7 protein-coding genes are annotated in these 20,276 nt (G+C 47.7%); 6 read left to right on the top strand and 1 reads right to left on the bottom strand.

Annotated features, from left to right (window positions below):
• Positions 1-68 precede the first annotated feature (68 nt).
• The 5 genes from AC506A_RS12160 to pyrB all read left to right on the top strand — a co-directional run bounded on the left by AC506A_RS12160 (position 69) and on the right by pyrB (position 16,844).
• Entirely contained in the window at positions 69-2,039 is a 1,971-nt protein-coding gene (locus AC506A_RS12160) for a glycoside hydrolase family 127 protein (RefSeq protein ID WP_495461264.1), read from the top strand.
• Positions 2,040-2,557: 518 nt separating this feature from the next.
• On the top strand, positions 2,558-6,484 hold the full coding sequence (locus AC506A_RS12155) for an immunoglobulin-like domain-containing protein (protein ID WP_495461263.1): 3,927 nt from the start codon (positions 2,558-2,560) through the stop codon (positions 6,482-6,484).
• Positions 6,485-6,606: 122 nt separating this feature from the next.
• Positions 6,607-14,346: an immunoglobulin-like domain-containing protein gene (locus AC506A_RS12150; RefSeq protein ID WP_495461262.1), complete on the top strand. Its 7,740-nt coding sequence runs from the start codon at positions 6,607-6,609 to the stop codon at positions 14,344-14,346.
• A 144-nt stretch (positions 14,347-14,490) separates the two neighbouring features.
• Complete coding sequence (locus AC506A_RS12145) at positions 14,491-15,843, top strand: TrkH family potassium uptake protein (protein ID WP_495461261.1); 1,353 nt, start codon at positions 14,491-14,493, stop codon at positions 15,841-15,843.
• Between the two features lie 80 nt (positions 15,844-15,923).
• Complete coding sequence (gene pyrB, locus AC506A_RS12140) at positions 15,924-16,844, top strand: aspartate carbamoyltransferase (RefSeq protein WP_495461260.1); 921 nt, start codon at positions 15,924-15,926, stop codon at positions 16,842-16,844.
• Positions 16,845-16,932: 88 nt separating this feature from the next.
• On the opposite strand, the gene map is transcribed toward pyrB, so the two are convergent.
• Positions 16,933-17,679, bottom strand: a complete 747-nt coding sequence (gene map / locus AC506A_RS12135; RefSeq protein WP_495461259.1) for a type I methionyl aminopeptidase — start codon at positions 17,677-17,679, stop codon at positions 16,933-16,935.
• Between the two features lie 141 nt (positions 17,680-17,820).
• Between map and AC506A_RS12130 the strand changes: the two genes are divergently transcribed.
• Positions 17,821-20,223, top strand: a complete 2,403-nt coding sequence (locus tag AC506A_RS12130) for a helix-turn-helix domain-containing protein (protein WP_495461258.1) — start codon at positions 17,821-17,823, stop codon at positions 20,221-20,223.
• Positions 20,224-20,276: the final 53 nt, after the last annotated feature.

Genomic DNA, 20,276 nt, shown 5'->3' with positions numbered 1-20,276 from the left:
GTCGAACAATGTTTTAGGAAGTTCCGTACCTAAACATTGGAAAAGTCAGAAGGGAATGAAAGATTGGCATGCATAACATTGCACAGGTAACTTGGAAAGATGTTTCGTTGGAGGAAGGCTTCTGGGGCAAGTGGCAGCAAACCAATGCCCGTTCTACGGTTAATGCGGTGTATGACCGGTTCTACGAAACAGGCAGAATTAATGCCATGCGTCTGGACTGGAAAGAAGGAATGGACAATAAACCGCATATTTTCTGGGATTCTGATGTGGCCAAATGGATGGAAGGCGCTGCGTATATTCTGTACTACCATCCGGATGATGAGGTTAGCAAGAAACTGGAAACGGTAATTGACTATATCGAGCAGGGACAAGACGAAGATGGTTATTTCAATTCGTATTTTTTGACATGTGAACCGGTGAATCGTTTCAATGACCGCACCGCACATGAGCTCTATACCGCAGGTCATATGATGGAAGCGGCTGTTGCTCACTATTACTCAACGGGCAGTAAGCGCTTTCTGAACGTTATGACACGTTTTGCGGATTTCATTGAAAAAGCGTTCAAGCTTGAAGGAACAGCTAAATATTCGGCACCGGGTCACCAAGAGATTGAATTGGCACTTGTTCGGTTGTGGCAGGCTACAGGAGAAGATCGTTATTTGGAGCTCTCGAAGCATTTTGTTGATATCCGCGGTACGCAGGCGCATGATCGTATTTTCTCCGTGAAGAACGGAACTTGGCCGGCTAGCCCGCCGCTTAACAGCCAATTATTATATAACGATACGTATGCGCAGGATGATGCGCCGGCGCGTCAACTCCCAGCAGCTGCAGGTCATGCCGTAAGAGCGATGTACTTCTACTCTTCGATGGCCGACCTTGCCAGGGAGTATAACGATCAAGAACTGTACGAAGCCTGCCTGCGGCTGTGGGATGATGCTACACTTCGCAAAATGTACGTTACCGGCGGTGTGAGCGGGGAACGTTTCGGTGAGGCGATCGGTGCGGCTTATATTCTTCCGAACGCGGACTCCTACGCGGAGACATGCGCTTCGATCGCAATGGCGTTCTTTGCGCAGCGGTTGTTCTCGATTCACCCTGATGCTCGCTATGCGGATATCATTGAACGCCAGATGTATAATGGCGCTTTGGCAGGGCTGTCGCTGGACGGAGGGGCTTTCTTCTATGATAATGCGCTGCAGTCTGCCCCGGCACATAATGATTTTCTGAAAGGTATCCATGATACACGGAATCTGTTCCCGCATTACCGTCGCGAGCGTGTATTCGAATGCTCCTGCTGCCCGCCTAACATCTTTAGGTTCATCGCTTCACTTGGCGAGTACATCTATGCGACGGAGAAGGATACGCTGTACATCAGTCAATATGTACAGAGCAAGGCTGAAATTAAGCTGACTTCCGGTACCATGCCGGTCAGGCAAACGACAAATTATCCTTGGTCGGAAACGGTAGCTGTTCATGTGAATGCCGAGCAAACACCTGATGCAACGATCGCGTTCCGGATGCCGGGATGGTGCACGAACCCGAGCGCTTCGATCAACGGGGATGTAGTATTCGATACGAATACGCTGGCTTCGGGAATCGAACTGAAGCATGGCTACTTGTATATCCCGGCAAGCTTGATTGCGGGAGGCAGCGTGACGCTCACCTTCCCGATGCCGGTTGTTGAGTTGGAGGCGAACCCGCTTGTAGCGGAAGGTGCAGGCAAGGTTGCCCTGATGCGCGGACCCGTGGTGTACTGCTTGGAAGCGGCGGACAATGATTTTAATCTATTTGATATGACGGTTCTGCGTGAGCCACAGTATAAGTCCGATATGTGGGATGTTAACGGTGTACCGGTTGTGATGCTGCAAGGACAGGCTGCGGTCCGTTCGAACGTGGAATGGGATCAAACGCTTTATCGCTCCGGCGGCTCCAAGTACTCGAAGGTAACCTTTACTGCTGTCCCCTACTTTGCTTGGGCTAACCGTGAGGTTGGCGATATGGTCGTATGGCTGCGTAAGGAATCCAATTTATTCGCTTAATAAGGTTTTAGGAGCAGCTTCTCAAGAAATTGAGAAGCTGCTCCTTTTTTTATTGCCGTAATTGAAAGTTTCAAACAAATGGATATACGAGAATCTTTTAAATATTTAGCTGTCGAAATAGGGTGAAATAATATTTTTTTTGTAAAAAGTCGTTTTTTCCCCCCATTTTACTGGTGGCTCGTCGGAGTTATTCATCATCGCTCTAGAAAAGGAGACACTCAGAACTTATCTATTTACAACTTTTCTTCGGAAATTACTGCTGCTTTCATAGGATTAAAGCTCAATTAAATGGATGAATATACCAGTGGATTGATAAAAAACCGTGAAATTCCCCCAGTTTACTCCGATTACTGCTCCTATTAATATGATATTAACATTCTCCAAGATTTAATAATTTAACGAAGGGAGCCATGCAACAGCTTCGCTGGTTATGCAGGCGAATGGAATTGTTTTTTTTTTTTTGATCATGATTCATCAATTCATTATTTATAAAATTCACAGAGTGAGGGCTGATTTCCATGATTCGAGTAGGAAATAAAGTTATGCAAGGTTCTCTGGCAGCGCTTCTGCTGTTAGGACCTGTCGTTGGAACGCTTCCGCAGCATGCGGCAGCAGCTGTAGTGAATCCCTTGGCTGTTATGACGGACGCAGATGCAGTTGCAGCTGATGCAGCGGCACTGGCACTTCAATATGTATCGAATGCTCCTATTGATATCACTGCCGTTACACAAAATCTATTGTTGCCGACTACAGGCGCTTCAGGAACTACGATTGTATGGACGACAGACAATCCTACTTACATAAAGATGTATGGCGCAAGTGATTTTAATAATCAGAATGGTAACGTCAACCGTCCTCCATCAGTTGATCAAGTGGTGCATTTGACAGCATTGATTACGAAGAATGCAGTTTCGGAAACGAGAACCTTCGAGGTTATCGTGAAGGCAGCGAACTACAACGGGGTTCAGCAATATGGCTGGGGCGGGACTAGTCCGAATAATAAGTACTCGTATGCCGCTGATGTAGCCTTCGATGCCACTGGAAACATGTATGTTGTAGATGTAGCCTCGGTTTTTGACTGGTTTACTGGCGCGGGAACTTCTAATACGGTTGTCAAGAAGTACGACGGCAATGGGAATTTCGTCAAGAGATATCCAATTAATGACATTGGTCTTATGAATATTATTGTTGTAGGCAACACGCTATACGGTATTTATAAAGTAGCCAGTACAGAAGAATTCGGAGCAGCGACGAACTATGCCATGAAATATGACTTGCTTACTTCCGCAGCAATAGGCGATCCGGTTAACTTAGGTCTAGAAGATAGCGATCAAGCCGTTATGCAGGCTCTGGCAGTGGATGGAGCAGGTTACCTTTACATCAATTTTGGAGGTACGAGCATTAAAAGATTTAACCCGGATGGAACGCTTGATGCCGGGTTTGCTTATGATGGCAGCGACTATTTAGGAGCTGGAACTACTTTAAGCAAAGTAAAAGAGATTGCCGTTAACAACGGGAAACTTTATATAACATCGGATAATGGTTATTTCTTAGTTTGTGATACAACTACCGGTCTAACTGACGGAACACTGACAGATGCAATCAAAGCATCATTGCCGGTTGCTGGTCCATTCAAGATGCCGGTTGTTTCAAGTGATGCTTCAGGTAACGTCTATTTGATGGAGAATGATGCGGTTTATAAGTTCGATAATCTTGGAGCGCTTGTAAGTAAAACACCATCTAACCCTACCCTGTCCAATAACGGAATGAAAACGGTACTTGGTTTGGATTCACAGAGTCTGGATGGCGTATATACAAATGATTTCGGTACTGTAATCAACAAAGTCAGCGCAGCAGCAGTTACTGATGCCTATGCGGTTGCTTTTGATAAATTCAATTTATCAGTTGGCTACCGTACGGATGAGACGCCATTCGCAGTAAAGAGCAACATATCGCTGCCAACCAGCGGCGTAGATGGATCTACAATTGCTTGGACATCCAGTGACCCAACGGTTATAGCTGCTAACGGTACGATAACTCGTCCAAAACCTTCTCAAGGCGACAAATCGGTTACTTTGACGGCGACGATCACCAGAGGTGCGGCAACTCCTGATTCCAAGACATTTAACCTCACCGTCGTGGCAAGAACGCTTGCGGAGATGGGGCCGGCTGATGAACCAGCTGCAGCACTATCGCAAGGTACTGCGGCCGGAACGACGAAGCTAAGCGGCGTAGATGCAACGATGAAGTATTCCGTTAACGGTGGAGCTTTTGAAAGCATTGCCGAAGGCGTGACTTCAATCGATAACATCGCCGTTAAAGTCGGCGATACCATCAATGTTTACGTAGATGCAACGGTAGATCACCTGGCATCAAGCGAGCAGACGTTGACTGTTGAACTTGCGAATATTAAGCCGGTTGGCGCTCCATCTACTACGTTATCGCCGGGCTTGGCAGTTGGAACAACGAAGCTTAGCGGCGTAAATGCAACGATGCAGTACGCTGTAAACGATGGAGAATACCAAGCCATTGCTGAAGGTGTAACTTCAATCGACATTCCAGTCAATGCCGGCAATACGATCAAAGTCTACATACCTGCAACCGAAGACGCGCCTGCTTCGCCGGTGCAAACATTGACGGTGGCTTTAGCGGATATTAAGGCTGCTGCAGCACCTACAACAGGAGCTCTTCAACTAGGTACTACAGGTGGAACAACAACGCTGATCGGCGTAACGGCTGGCATGGAGTACAAAGTAGGGAGCGGCGGCACCTACACATCAATCACAGGAACAACTGTTGAGATTCCAGTTAACGCAGGCGATCATATTTTTGCGCGAGTTGCTCAAGCAAATGGACAGCCTGCATCGGATGCACAAGACCTCGTAGTCGGATTGTCAAACATTAAGCCGGCTGCAGCGCCGACTGCCACATTGGCAATTGGTTCAACCACAGGCTCTACGAAGTTAACTGGCGTTTCGAGCGAATTGGAATATTCGTTAAATGACGGCACCTACACAGCCATCTCAGGAACTTCGGTAGAAATCAATGATGTTGCTGAGGATGATGAAATTAAGGTTCGCGTTAAAGAAACAGCATTGCAACCGGCATCCGACGAGCAAGTACTAGAGGTGACGTTAGACCTGATCAAACAACCGGACCCAGTATCACCGCCGAGCGGTGGTGGTGGCGGTTTTGTCGGCAACGGTGAAACGAAAGTGACTGGGCGTGCAGGCGACGCGACCAATACTCGTACAACGCTATCGGATGGAACATTCAAGGACGAGGCAGTTCTATCCGCTGAAGATGCAGCGAAAGCATTGACTGCAGGTGAGAAATCCGTAGAAATTACACTAACGGATGAGCAGGACAAAGTGTCCAGCCAGTCCGTAACTCTCCCAAGCGATGCAGTTAAGAAGCTGACAGAAGCTAAAGCTGATGTAGCGATCAATACAACTAAGGTTCAAGTCCAAATTCCAAGTGCATCATTGAACAGCGCGAAAGAAGATGTAGAATTCACGATTAATCCTGTTAAAGATACGGCAGGATTTGAGAAAACTGCCGCTAAACAGGCAGTTGTACAAGCAGTAGCCGTTGGCAATGAATTGAAAGTCATCGGTAAGCCTGTGGAAATCTCGACTAATCTTGAAGGACAACCTGTAACGCTCGTATTGCCGCTTGGCGATGTTAATGCGGAAGATTTGAAGGACATTGCCATCTATATTGAGCATGGTGATGGAACGAAAGAACTTGTCCACGGTACAGTAGTGCAATATGACAAGTCCGGTCAGAAGGGACTATCGTTTACGGTAACGAAATTCAGTACGTTCGCGATCGTGAAGATTCCGGGAGTTGACAACCACTTAGCGGAAGGAACCGCTCAGAAAGCTTATGTGAATGGCTATGAAGACGGTACTTTCCGTCCGAATGCTCAGATCACGCGTGCTGAGGTAGCGACGATTATCGCGCAAATCGCTCAAGTAGAAGCAAATGGTACAGATATTGCGTACTCAGATGTTGATGCAAGCTACTGGGCGAAGAGTGCTATCTCTGCCGTTACGAAGATGGGCCTTATGAAGGGGTATAACGATGGCACCTTCCACGGCAGTCAAATCATTACACGCGCAGAGATGGCATCCATTGTCGCGAAATTGCTAGGCTCGACAGAAGCATCCGCAGCAAGCAATTTCAAAGATATCGCGTCAAGCTGGGCACGTGCATCCATCGAATTGGTCTATGCCAAAGGCATCATTAAGGGCTACGAGGATGGAACATTCCGTCCGCTGAACTCGCTTACTCGCGCAGAAGCGGTAACGATGATCAATCATTTCATGGGTCGCAGTAAAGTAACCGGCGCAGCTGAAGCAACATGGTCTGACGTACCGGCTAGTTTCTGGGCATTCGGTGAAATCGAAGCAGCTTCAAAGGATTTACCAAAAAAAGCATAGTTGTATGACGCTAGAGAGAAGACGTCGGCATTTACGTTGACGTCTTACTTTCTTCTATTGTAGTGATTTCGCTAGTCTAGTATTTTTTTTGCAAAAAAAAGTCAGAGGATGGGTTGCAACAGATGAATTATTCTAAATTATTCTCCAAAAGACTCACCAAGAACATCGCTATTTTGTCCGTTTCAGCGCTGATGATGTCGAACATGACAACTGCATTTGGCGATCGAGTGGTGCTTCCAAGCCCAGTTCCGGGTCAGCAAGATTTGTTCCAGAACACTTCGGCCGAAGATGACCATAAGGGGATCTCCGTAAGTTATGCAACCGATACATCGTTAACGCAATCTGAGCTTGATGCCTTCAAGCAGCAAGCTGCAGATAGCCTTAATGCTGCTCGTGAGCGCTACGTGCAAAGCCAGTTGAAGGTTAAGCTACTAGATGCTAATGGTAATCCGTATAAACCTGACGATATCGTTAATGTGATCGTACAGCTGGATGGACAGACCGTTTCACAAATGACGGCTACCACCAGCGGTCCGCGTCCAACTCAACAAGCTCTAACAAATGCAAGAAATCAAGTGCTTGAAGATATTCAAGCCACACAAGACCTCATTCAGAGCGGTCTGTCCGGACAAGGCGTATCTGTAGGGCAATTAAATGCAGGCTCGAAGACAGGAGCTCGTCAGGTTACTTTTAAGCAAACATATGAAAATGTTTTCAAAGGTTTCAGCGTGAGTAATATCAAATTCAGCGATATTGATTATATTAAGTCACTGCCGGGCGTTAAATCCGTCACGCTTCAGCGTACCTTTATGCCGGCTGCTACTACTCTGAATAAACAGCATGAATTCACGAATATCGAAGATATTTGGAGCGGAGCTGCAGTAGGTAAGGATGTTGGCTACAAAGGTGAAGGCATGGTCGTTGCGATCGTGGATACCGGAGTGGATTATAACCACGAAGCATTCCCGGATCCGAGTGCAGCTGCGTTAGCGAAGGCGAAGTTCAAGAAAGGGAAGTACAAGAGAGCAGACGGAACGACGTCGTTAAAAGTTGTCGCTGGCTACGACTGGGCTGACCAAGACGATGATATTATTCCGCATGTAGAATTACCTACGACAAGCACGAGCTCGCACGGCGTTCACGTAGCCGGTATCGCTGCAGGTGCAGGACCGATCTTGGAAGGTGTTGCACCGGAAGCACAAATTATTGGAGAGAAAGTATTCTCCGATTACTTGTCGGGCGCTCTGGAAGAAGACATCGTGAAAGGGATTGATCATGCTGCTTCCTTGGGAGCGGATGCCATCAATATGAGCTTGGGCTCATCCTCCACATTCGATGAGAGAGATCCTCAAGATCCGATCGGTATTGCGATCCGCAATGCTACGGATGCAGGACATATCGTCGTTGTTGCAGCGGGTAATGCTTCTAACGCTTATGACGGGCAATCCAAAAATTTGAAATCGACGATTCGCTTAGGTGAAACGCCTGATTTGAACAAAATCGGTTCCCCGGGCGTGTATCCGGATTCGTTCACGGTAGCTGCAGCGAACAATCTGATTAGCAAAAGAACGATAGGCTTCCAATTCATGGATGAGAATGAGCAGAACGTTGTTATCCAAGGCGAGGGTTTAGATAGCTTCGGAGCGGATAATAACACGATCGTTTCGTTAGGTCCGGATAAAGTCGGCGTACAGGCTGATTTTGAAGGCAGATCCGATATTGCAGGTAAAATCGTTCTGATTAAGCGCGGATCGCTGTCATTCAATGATAAGGTTGCGAATGCGAAGCATGCCGGTGCGATTGGCGTTATCGTCTACAATAATAGCGATGAGAACCAAGCGCCGTCACCGCAAGGGATGATGCATGATACTCCGTTCTCGTTCATCAGCAATGCTGATGGTTTAGTATTAGAAGCGGCTATTGCACTATTTAACGAATACGACGGCGGTGGTAATGTCGGAATTGGTGGTCAATCAGTTCAGACACTTGCAGCGGGTCCAGCGATCAAGAAACATGGTGCGATTCCACTCCAAATCGTCTCTGATGTGGAAGGCTCGGCTTTCTCAGCGTCCAATCCGGGTCACCCTACAGACTTTACATCATGGGGAACTACAAGCGATTTGAACTTGAAGCCGGATATTATGGCTCCAGGTCATATTATCGTGTCATCCATCCGATCTTCGGATCCGGCTATTGCCAACGGTGCTGATAATGCCTACGAGCAGGAGAGCGGTACATCGATGGCGGCTCCCTATGTGGCAGGCGCTGTTGTAGACGTCATGCAAGCTCTTATCGATACGAAAGGCTTTACGCCGGGTACGAGAGCGTTTGCGCAAACCGTTAAGAATTTGTTGATGAACACGTCGATCCCGGATGTACGTGATTATGTAACGGACGAGGATGCGCCTGACTACATGACCCAATATCAACCGAGACGACAAGGTTCCGGTATGATCCGTCCGGATTTGGCAGTGAAAACGCCTGTAGTCGTTGCAGGAGAAGATGGAACGGCGGGTATCAGTCTGAAAGAAATCGACGAAGATACGACGTTCACATTGACGGCTACGAATCTGACGAACCTACCGGTCGTATATGATCTAAGCGGCACGGTTATGGAGGATATCCTAAACGATGCGTCGGATTCAAGTTCAGATAATATCCGAAGTAAAAATATGAAGGATTCCACTGTAGAATTTACTTCGAATGGTCATGATGTAACCACCATTACCGTTCCGGCTAATGGGAAGACGAAAGTCGATGTTACACTGACGATTGATAACAGCTTCACAAGAAATACATTTGCTGAAGGATATATCAAGCTTGAGCCGACAAATGCCAACTTGCCTACGCTTAGCGTTCCGTATAACGGTTTCTACGGCAAATGGGATGAGCCAAGCATCATCGATACACCGATCATGCAAGACGAAACCGGCGTATGGGCGCATAATGAGCCAACGTCTATCGGCATAGCGACGCCAATTGGGACGTTCTTCCATCCGCTTCCGGAGACGGATGAAGAGAAAGCGTTGGGAGATAAATTCTATTCCTTTAGCTTCGATCGACGTATGGGAATCGCACCGGTTTCGCTTCTGGCTTTGCTGCGGAATGCACGTCATCTGAATGTAGATGTTGTGGATCAGACTCACACTCCGGTCACGCATTTAACGGATGATGAGTGGCAGCCTAAAGCGGATCCTTATACATCCGGTTCTTCCGCAATTATGACGAGTGACATGATCTGGGATGGCACGAATGAAGGCGTTCCTGTCCCTGACGGTCAATATTATTTTGCCGTAACGGCAACGGCTGACTATCCGGGTGCTCGTCCGCAGCCAACCGTCTATTTGCCTGTATTCAAGGATACGACCGCACCTGCGGTGACAATTCTGAAGCACCAAGGCTACGAGGATTTCAATAGTCCTGAAGTTTCGGCTAATGGCGGCTACACGCTGAACTTCACAGTGGCTGACGAGAGTATTACGCCTAATAATTATGGGAATGTCGTTCTCGCACAGAATGGTATTGAACTTACGCCGGCTGAAATGCCGTTGATCACGAAAAATGAAGACGGCACCTATCAAATTGACTTATCCGGCAAGGATAACTATGGCGATCCGTGGCTGAAGAACGGCAAAAATGTGTTCAATCTCTATGTATTTGACCGTGCAGGTAATGCAAGCAACGATGAAACGGTTGTCATCGAGAATAACCAGAACGCCGTTACGATCGATCTCCACTCGGCGTCATACAATCATGGTGTCAAGAGCCTTTACTGGGATGCCAATGTAAAGCCGGGCGGCAATGTGAATCTAAGCATTGATGCCTATGGAGAAGAGCTTGAAAAAGTTCAAGCTGTAATCATGGGCGAGGCCGATGGTAGGTTCTCTGTACTGAAGACTACTCCGGTCGATGTTGCCTTTACGACGACGACATTAACGAATCATATCGAGAAGAAGTACTCGGTTGAAGCGGATATCGCAATTCCGAGCGACTTAGCGCCCGATATGTACAGAGTGGGCTATGTGTTCCTTAAGAATGGCGAAGTTTGGAACAGTCCGGGTGTTCCTTTCATCGGGATTGACACCTATGTAAGTAACGAAGCGCCGACGATCACATTGAACACGAGTCAAGCAGCTGGTCAGACGGGAACGACGACTTCGAGAGCTTATTCCGTAACACCAGGCGAGAGCCCAGTGTCGTTGATGCTAAATACGACGATTACGGATAAGTACTTGTTATCAAGAGGCTACAAAGTAAGCGTTCAAGTGGATAATGATGCTCCGATCGTAATGGGAAGCATTATTCATACGGTCGCCGGTCCGGAAAATCTGCGTTATCCGGTGCAATTGGCCGAAGGCGATCATACACTCGTATTTACAGTCGTTGACGCTGTAGGTGATACAAGCACCGTTAGCTACAATGTCAATGTCAATGATGCGACTGTTGATGTGATGAATGGCGGTACATTAATTGATAGTATCCCAATCAAAGCAGCCGGAACGCTATCGACTGATGAAGCGGTTGTAGACTTCGACGGAATGGATAGGGAAGCTCATTCGGAGTCATCTGATCCGTATGTTTCCGGAACTTTGACAACGCCAAATGGTAGTGATCCTTTGAATCCTAATCCTGATTTTGCGCCGATATTGTTAATGGGCGATCAGCAGGAGTCGGCTGTTCTCTATTATCTCTCAAAAGATTTTAGAGCTAGCCAAAACGGTCAGGAAATTTTTTATCCTGCGGGCACTTATCTCTTCGACCGCCAATTAACAGGTTATCGGGATGCGGGCGGATACGGTCAAGGATATAGTCAAATTCCGGTAACGGTCATTGACTATATGGGGAATAAATCGGTGTCTTATATCGATCTGTACAAAGACAATGTCGAGACAAGGGTAGATCTGGACGGTGCTATGAAAGATCCGGCCAATACTGTGTCCTATTACACCAATGACGACACATTCACCATTACAGGAACTGTTACGGACCCGGTGAGCGATATCTATGCACTCATGGTTGATTGGCATAAAGCCAGAGAATGGACGCTTGAAACACCAATTGAAGACAGAAATATGTATAGGAATTTGTTTGGCGATCAATGGATACAAACATTCGGATGGGATCTACAGGCTGAAGGACTGGTTCAGAAGCTCGCGGATACGGCAGACATCGATGGTGATGGCAAGCCTGATGGCGTGCATACGTTCAGCTTTACCGCAACGGATCTTAAGCCCGGTCATAACATGTTTGAGATTGACGGCGGCAAAGTCATGCCGAACGCTAAGACATCGTTCACAGGGAATCATCCATTGGTACTCAATATTGATGTATTCCGTTTCGCAGGGGCAGACGCTTCCGATGCGGGTATCGTAGCAGACGTCGCTGCAGGTTTGACGTGGGATCGCATTAAAGGCCAGAACCCGGATAGTGAGCTGCCTAATATGGCTTATACGAACCTGGCATTGCCGACTTATGACAAAGCTGCTCAAACCACGATTAGCTGGAGCAGCACGCCGAATATCATTTCAAATGAAGGTCTGGTAACCAGACAAGCGGTTGATACGGATGTTACGCTGACTGCAACAGTTACAAGAGGAACGGAGTCTGTTACAGTGCCTTTCACTGTAAAGGTTCCAGCTCTCAACGCGGTTGACCCTGTTGATGAGGATCTCTCTTATCTGACATGGGATACGATTCGCGGCGGAAACGCGGACGAGTCGGATATCACAGAAGCGCTGAAGCTTCCGGCACATGGAGCAAACGGCACGACGATTACTTGGAGCTCAGATATGCCTAACTATCTGACGAATGAAGGAATCGTTTATAAACCGACGTTTGGTGAACCGGACGCAGTAGTACATCTGACTGCGACAGTAACAGATGGCACTGTTGCGAAGACGATTACATTTGATCTGACCATTAAAGCAGATATGGACAAACAAATCGAAACGCAGATCCGCAGAGCCATTCAAGCACTTGATGTTAAGAAATTGCTTGGCAAGAACGTCTCTGAGATTGATGTCACGCAAGACTTGGTACTGCCTGCAACCTTCGATGGCGGTGGAACGATTATTTGGGAATCGGATAACGGATACGGAGTTGGAGATCCTTCTCCATACCTCTCCGCAGCGGGTAAAGTAACAAGACCGACTGCAGAAGAAGGCAACCAAGGTGCCAGCCTCTATGCGAGGTTTACGTTGAACGGCTACTACATGTGGGAAAGATACGACTTCTATATCAGAAGTGCGGATACGAATGACGGCGAATCCGTGCAAGCGGCGCAAGCTGCAATCGTATGGAATTTGATCAAGAAGGATAATGCGGATCAACAAGCGGTAACAACCGACTTGAACCTGCCGACAGCAGGCAATTATGGAACTTCCATCGCATGGACGTCGAGTAATCCGTCTGTTATCGCATCGAACGGAGCGGTATCAAGACCGTCTAAATCTCAAGCTGATGCAGAAGTCACGCTAACAGCAACAACGCATAAGAACGATGCAGCTCCACTGCAGAAGTCAATCAAAGTTGTTGTATTGCATGACCCTGCTAAAGCAGATGCACCTGCTAACGGTGGCATTGGCGGCGGTCCAATTGGCGGAGGAGACACAGGAGCAACAACGGATCCAGTCAAAGCAATCGATGCGCCAAGCAAAGTATCTGAAACAGTAGAAGAAGGCCGCACGATCACTTCCGTTAAAGTAGACGATGCCGCACTTCAAGAAGCACTGAAGAATAGTGCAACCGGTGTAGTCGTTAACCTGAAATCGGACAAAGTGAGCGATGTTGCTCAAGCCGTACTAAGTGCGCAAACAGTACAAGAGCTTGTTAACAAGCAAGCGACGATTGCATTCACGGCTCCAGGCGCATCTTATACGCTGGATACAACCGAATTGGATCTGCATGCGGCATCGATCCTTCTCGGAAATGGCTTGAATCTGAACGATATTCAAATCTCGATTCAAATTGTGAAGCCTACTGCAGAAGAACTGCAAACGATCGACAAATCTGCAGCCGATCACAATACGACAATCGTAGGAGCACCTGTATCATTTAACATTGTTGCTTCCTACGAAGGCAAAGATGTAATCATGGATAAATTCAATGGTTATGTACAGCGCAGCATTGTGATCCCGGGCGGTACGAACCACGTTTCCACTGGTGTTGTCATCGACGAAGATGGCACAATGCGTCAAGTGCCGACGTTCATCGAACAGACAAACGGTAAGACGGTTGTGACAATCAACAGCTTGACGAACAGCATGTACGCACTTGTTAACCAAAATGAGCAAGCTGCTTTCAGTGATGTGAAGTCCGGCTGGGCAAAGTCTGCTATTGAGGACTTAGCTTCCAGAATGATCGTAAAAGGTCAATCCGCTGGCAAGTTTAATCCAAGCGGCAATATGACAAGAGCAGAGTTCGCAACGATTCTTGCGAATGCGCTGGGTATCAAAGCAAGCACTACTACGACACAGTTCAAAGATGTTGCTGCAAACGTATGGTATGCGAATCCAGTTTCCGCAGCCTATGAATACGGCCTCATCACAGGTGTAACTGCAGACACATTTGCACCGAATAAGAACGTAACTCGTCAAGAAGCCATGTCTATGCTGGCACGCGCCATGAAATTGGCTGGCTTTGACACAACAATGAATGCAAGCGGTATTTCCAGCGCGCTTGCGGGCTTTAAAGATCAAGCTACAGTTAGCGAGTGGGCGAAGTCGGCAGTAGCCATTAACGTGAAGTTCGGAATCGTTAACGGCGATGCAACGCACTCCCTGCATCCTCAAAACAACATCAGCCGAGCAGAAGTAGCTTCGATCGTAGAGAAGCTGCTAAAAAATGCAAAACTGATCAACTAATTGCTCGTAATTAATAAAAAGCAGTACGTGATAACCCCACGTACTGCTTTTTGCTTTTAGGGGACTAGGGTATGGGGTATCGCATGTTCGCTTACACTGGTAAAATTGAACTTATTGAAGATTAAGAGAGGAAGAAGTCGGTTCATGCTGCGTGCAATCATACGGAAAATGTCACCTGCAAGGCTCATCGTATCCGCTTATGTAATCGGGATCTTATTCATTACGCTGCTGCTTATGCTGCCGGTCAGCTGGAAGCAAGGCGTCCGCCTTTCCTTTATAGACGCGTTATTCACTGCCGCCAGTGCGGTGAGTGTTACGGGACTAACGACAGTTAGCACAGGCGATTCGTTCAGTGTCTTCGGTGCGGCTGTGCTTATCTTTGCCTTTCAATTCGGTGGGATTGGTATCATGACGCTCGGCAGCTTCTATTGGTTCCTTCTTGGAGAGAGGGTCGGCCTGCTGGAGCGTAAACTCATTATGATCGATCAGAACCGCAACCAGCTGTCAGGACTTATGCAGCTGATGAGGCTTGTACTGCTGCTCACGCTTGCGATCGAACTGCTTGGAACGATCCTATTCAGCGTGTATTTCTATACGAGCGGAGCTTCGGACACGATTTGGAGCGCAATATTTAACGGGTTGTTCCATGCCGTATCCGCATTTACGAATGCTGGATTTGATTTGTTTGGAGATTCGCTCATTCGATATTCAGACGACTACTTCGTACAAATTGTAACGATGGCTTTAATTGTGCTTGGTGCTGTAGGCTTTCCCGTTCTTGCCGAGTTGACGGAATGGGCAAGAAATAAGAATAAACGGTTTCGGTTTTCTCTGTTCACAAAAGTTACGATGCTCACGCACGCCATTCTGATCCTGATCGGGTTTATTGGTATATGGCTGACGGAAGCAGGCCATTCGTTCGCGAATATGCCATTACATCAGCAATTAATGAATGCTTTGTTCACCTCGATTACGTCTCGCAGCGCCGGACTTACGATCATTGATATGTCCTCGCTGCATCAGGCGTCACAAATGCTCATTTCGGTATTGATGTTTATTGGGGCGAGTCCGTCGAGCGTGGGTGGAGGGATCAGAACGACGACGATCGCCGTTATTGTGATCGTGATGATCAACTTTGCGAAAGGTGAGAAGGAGATTCGCTTGTTCAAGCGCTCGATTAGCAAAGATGACGTATATAAAAGCTTCGTGTTCTTTGCCATGTCCGTGCTGCTCGTCATCGTTGGCATATTCGCCGTACTTATGGCGGAGGCGCATCGTTACGATCTGTCTGCTGTGCTGTTCGAGGTCACTTCGGCATTCGGCACCTGCGGACTGTCGACAGGAATTACGGGAGCACTTCATGACTCTGGCAAAATCACCTTAATACTGCTGATGTTTATCGGACGAATCGGGATGTTCTTGTTCTTCTCCTTGTTCACTTCCGGGAAGAAGAAACCGGATATTAAGTACCCGGAGGAAAAGCTCATTATCGGATAACTGTTGCGGATCCTATTTGAATGTGATATAGGGCCTGGCTTATAATCGAATGGACAACGCGCAAAAGGGGATGGCGAAGAATGAGTGGATTGTATCATGTACTCGGAGCGAAGCAGTTTGATCGGGGAGAGCTGGAAGAACTATTCGAGTCAGCGAAAGGGATGGAGCAGGTAGCGCGGGAAGGCGGCAACCAGCGTTTCCCAAACAAAATTATGAGCACGCTTTTCTTCGAGGCGAGCACACGTACCCGCTTCTCCTTCGAATCGGCCATGCACCGACTGGGCGGCCGCGTAATCGGTACGGAGAATGCGAGCCAATTCTCGTCCACGATTAAAGGAGAAACGTTAGAGGATACGATCCGAATCATTTCGGGCTACAGCGATCTCATCGTCATGCGCCATACGGATATTGGGGCTGCGAAACGTGCTGCCGCGGTTTCGAATGTACCGGTTATCAATGCGGGGGACGGCTCTGGTGAGCATCCGACCCAGGCACTCCTTGATTTGTATACGATCCAGAAGGAATTTGGCGGGATCGATGGGCTTCATATTGCGATGATCGGCGACCTGACTTATGGCAGAACCGTACATTCATTGAGCTACCTGCTGGCCAATTACAAGGATGTGCATCTCTCCTTTATCTCACCGGATAATGTGCGAATTCCTTCCTATGTAAAACAGTACTTGGATGAGAAAGGCATATCCTATGAGGAAACAACGGATCTATCCGGCATTGCCAAGACGGCGGATGTGTTCTACCAGACACGCATTCAGAAGGAGCGTTTCCCTTCGCCGGAGGAGTACAGCAAGGCGGAAGGTAAATATATTATTGACCGAAAGCTGTTAGACGAGATGAAGACGAATGCGATGATTCTTCATCCGCTCCCACGAGCCGGCGAAATTCATCCTGAAGTGGACAGTGATCCACGGGCGGCGTATTTCAGACAAGCTCAGAATGGATTGTATATTCGGATGGCGCTTGTAGAGAAATGTTTTTCTTAGCCTAGCGGCAATTTTCCACCAGAAATAAAAAAGGCTGTCTCCACCAATGCGCCGCAGCGCATTTTCCGGAGACAGCCTTTTTTACATTCTATTGTTTGGTAAGAATGATCGGACCTTCGTCCGTGATGGCGATGGTATGCTCATACTGGCAAGAGAGCCCGCCATCCATCGTCCGTGCAGTCCACCCATCGGAATCGATTTTGCTTTGCCATACGCCAGTATTCAGCATCGGCTCGATAGTCATGACCATGCCGGCTTTCAGCCTGATTCCGCGTCCCGCAGGGCCATAGTGAGGCACTTGCGGTTCTTCATGCATATCCTGCCCGATGCCGTGGCCAATAAATTCACGAACGACGGAGAAGCCTTCTGCTTCGGCATGCTTCTGGATCGCATTCGAAACATCGCCCATGCGGTTGCCCACAACGGCTTGCTCGATCCCTTTATACATCGCTTCTTCGGTTACTTTGAGCAGCTTCTTCGCTTGCGCGGTTACTTTGCCTACCGCATACGACCATGCGGAGTCAGCCAGCCAGCCATTCAAATTAACGACCATGTCGATCGTGACGATATCGCCTTCCTTCAGCGGCGTAGCCGAAGGGAAGCCGTGACAGATGACATCGTTGACGGATGCGCAGGTTGCGTACGCGTAGCCTTTATAGCCTTTCTGCTCAGGCTTCGCGCCGTGCTGCTCCAGAAATTTCTCAACGAATTGGTCAATTTCATTTGTAGTGATGCCGGGTTTAATCATGCCCGCGATTTCGCGGTGGCAGGCTGCGAGAATTTCGCCTGCTTTGCGCATATGCTCGATTTCATCTTTGGTTTTAATTATGATCATGTTACACCTCTTTAATGGCTAATTATAATGAAAAAAACGGCCTTCGTAAAGAAACCGACTTCACGGCACTCGTTCCTCCAGTGCATGAAATTGATATAGCAGACTGATTCAACATTTGCCATAATAGGAGATAAGCGAAGTTTGCGTGCTAAAGGGGGAGCAACTGTGAAAGGCTTCGGTATATACAAATCGAAAAAATATTTGCAGCGAGTCTTAATTTCCATCATGCTGTCCATGGTCATCGTGCTGATGGCATTATCTGTAGCGAACACGTATGTGCTGGAAGACTCCGTCAGACGCAACCAAGAGCAGTCCAACCTCAAAGTATTATCGCAAATTCAATATAATCTCACCTACATGAATGAAATCATCACGCATCTATCCAGCTATGTGAATAAAGACAATCAGCTTGCAACGCTCCTATTCGACGAGAAGCTGCCCAAAATGGATTTTATACGCGGCTATCAACGACTGTCGAGCATTATGGACAGCGCTTCCTTCCTACATTCCATAGCAATCTATAATCACACGCAAAATGAAATTTACGGCACAACTAGCGCCTTCCTGCTTGACGGCGGCAAAACAAAAGCGAATATCCGGGAGTGGTTGTTCGACGCCTCGAAGCCGCATCCGACTTCACGGCTTATTCCCGTCAGCTTGGAGAAGGCAGACGGTGGTATCGACGCCTTCGCCTTCCTCGTTACGAACTCGCTCAAACCGTTCTCAAGAGCGGAATCGGCCATCATTCTGTACATTAAATCCGATTGGGTGTTCGAGAGTTTGAAAAGGATGGATGCAGTCAGCAGTGACAAAGAGGGGAATGAAGTTTATATTGCCGATCAGGAGGGTCATCTCTATTCTTCTGATGACGCTGTAACCGATCAGGACAAGGCCAAGAGAGACCAAATTAAACAGCTGGTGCAGCGAGATAAAGTAATGAATCAGCAGCGATCCGGCTTTGTTGTCGGGAAGATCGATGGCAATAAGCAACTTGTATCGTATATGGATGACGGAGTGCGAAACTGGACGATCATCTACGTGCAGTCCTACGATTTGCTGATGAAGGATGTACGTTCAACGCGGACCAAATCGTTTGCCATTACAGGTATTTTCCTGGTATTGTCTATCGGCTTATCGATTTGGCTGTCCTACAAGCTGTACACGCCGATTGAACGGATGCTGCGCCGTATTCGCCTGCAAGTGCCAAGAAACGATCAGGAAACTTCAGGCTTTGACGGTGATGAACTCCATCTGATGAGCGACAATTATTTGCGGCTCTCACATAAGCTGCAGGAAATCAGCTCGGAGCAAATTGTGAGCAAATACTACTTGCGCAAGCTGCTGACGGACAGCAGTCTGTTTACGCACCATGATATGCTCGAAGTAATCGAGAAGCATGGGCTTGGCATTTCGGTAAAGGATGAGTTGCTGGTATGCGTCCTGCGAATCGATGAATTTCATGCGTTTGACCGGAATACGACAGGAGCTGCAAAGAAGATGTACAGCTTTGCGATCGTCAACATCGCGCATGAAATCATGGCTAAGCTGTATCTCTGCGAAGTGGTGGAGTTGCGAGGCGACCATGTGGTGCTGATTGTATCGAGTAATACGCCGAGCACAAGCAAAGGCACTGCCGAAAGCACGCAAGATCAAGCAACGACGCTTGCAGAGCAGGTTGTACCGATTGTGCGAGAAATTCAGCAAACGATTCTTCATTTCTACGGAATATCGCTCTCTTGCGGAGTAAGCGACCCTATTCCGCAATTTCCGTATATTTCGTCAGCTTATAATCAGGCACTGCAATTATGCAGCTACAAGATTATCTATGGCCATATGGCCACGATAACCCCCGATCAGATTAAGGAGAATTTGCTCAACAAGCAGTCCGCTATCCCGGATGTTACTGAGCGCAAGCTGTCGGAGGCGCTGAAGAAAGGCCAAATGTCAGAGGCGGGAAGCGAGCTGGAAAAGGCATTCACTGTATTAGCAACGTTCGGGTATGACGATATGCTTAGAGCCGTCTCCAACTTGGCTTGGATCGTGAAGAATACGGCAGCGGAAATTGCCAATAACCGCGTCATTAAGTTTGATGTCGATTTGGAATACGCGACTCATATTACGCAGGAGAAAGAGACGCTGGAGGAAATGTACATTGCGCTGCTGTCGCTCTGCGCGAGGATCTGTGAAGGACAGCGTCCGGCAACGCTGGAACGAAACGACATGATTCTGGAGACGATCAAGGAGTTGGTTGAACAGAAATATGCAGACATCAATTTAAGTCAGCAGTCAATTGCGGCTACAGTGAAGCTCTCGTCGGCTTATATCGGCAAGATGTTTAAGGACAGCACTTCGATGTCCATTACGGAATATATGAACGAGGTTCGCTTAAAGCATGCGCAGCTGCTGCTCGAAACCGATGATTATACGGTCATCGAAATAATGGAGAAATGCGGCTATTCGAATCCGAGCTATTTCTTCCGGCTGTTCAAGGCGAAGTTTGGAAGTACGCCAAAGGAATACCGGATGAAGAAATCCATCTCATAACGGACTTGTCTTATGACCGCCGATCCTACTTAGCCTCTCGAGGCTGTAGGATC

It is taken from the genome of Paenibacillus sp. N22P23, from assembly GCF_059383735.1.
The sequence above is the reverse complement of the archived record's forward strand: the minus strand, read 5'-3'. Positions and strand labels throughout refer to the sequence as shown.

Excerpts from the sequence above, each read along its gene's own strand:
- AC506A_RS12155 (WP_495461263.1), top strand. The coding sequence starts at position 2,558 with ATGATTCGAGTAGGAAATAAAGTTATGCAAGGTTCTCTGGCAGCGCTT.
- AC506A_RS12150 (WP_495461262.1), top strand. The coding sequence starts at position 6,607 with ATGAATTATTCTAAATTATTCTCCAAAAGACTCACCAAGAACATCGCT.
- AC506A_RS12160 (WP_495461264.1), top strand. The coding sequence starts at position 69 with ATGCATAACATTGCACAGGTAACTTGGAAAGATGTTTCGTTGGAGGAA.
- AC506A_RS12145 (WP_495461261.1), top strand. The coding sequence starts at position 14,491 with ATGCTGCGTGCAATCATACGGAAAATGTCACCTGCAAGGCTCATCGTA.
- map (WP_495461259.1), bottom strand. The coding sequence starts at position 17,679 with ATGATCATAATTAAAACCAAAGATGAAATCGAGCATATGCGCAAAGCA.
- pyrB (WP_495461260.1), top strand. The coding sequence starts at position 15,924 with ATGAGTGGATTGTATCATGTACTCGGAGCGAAGCAGTTTGATCGGGGA.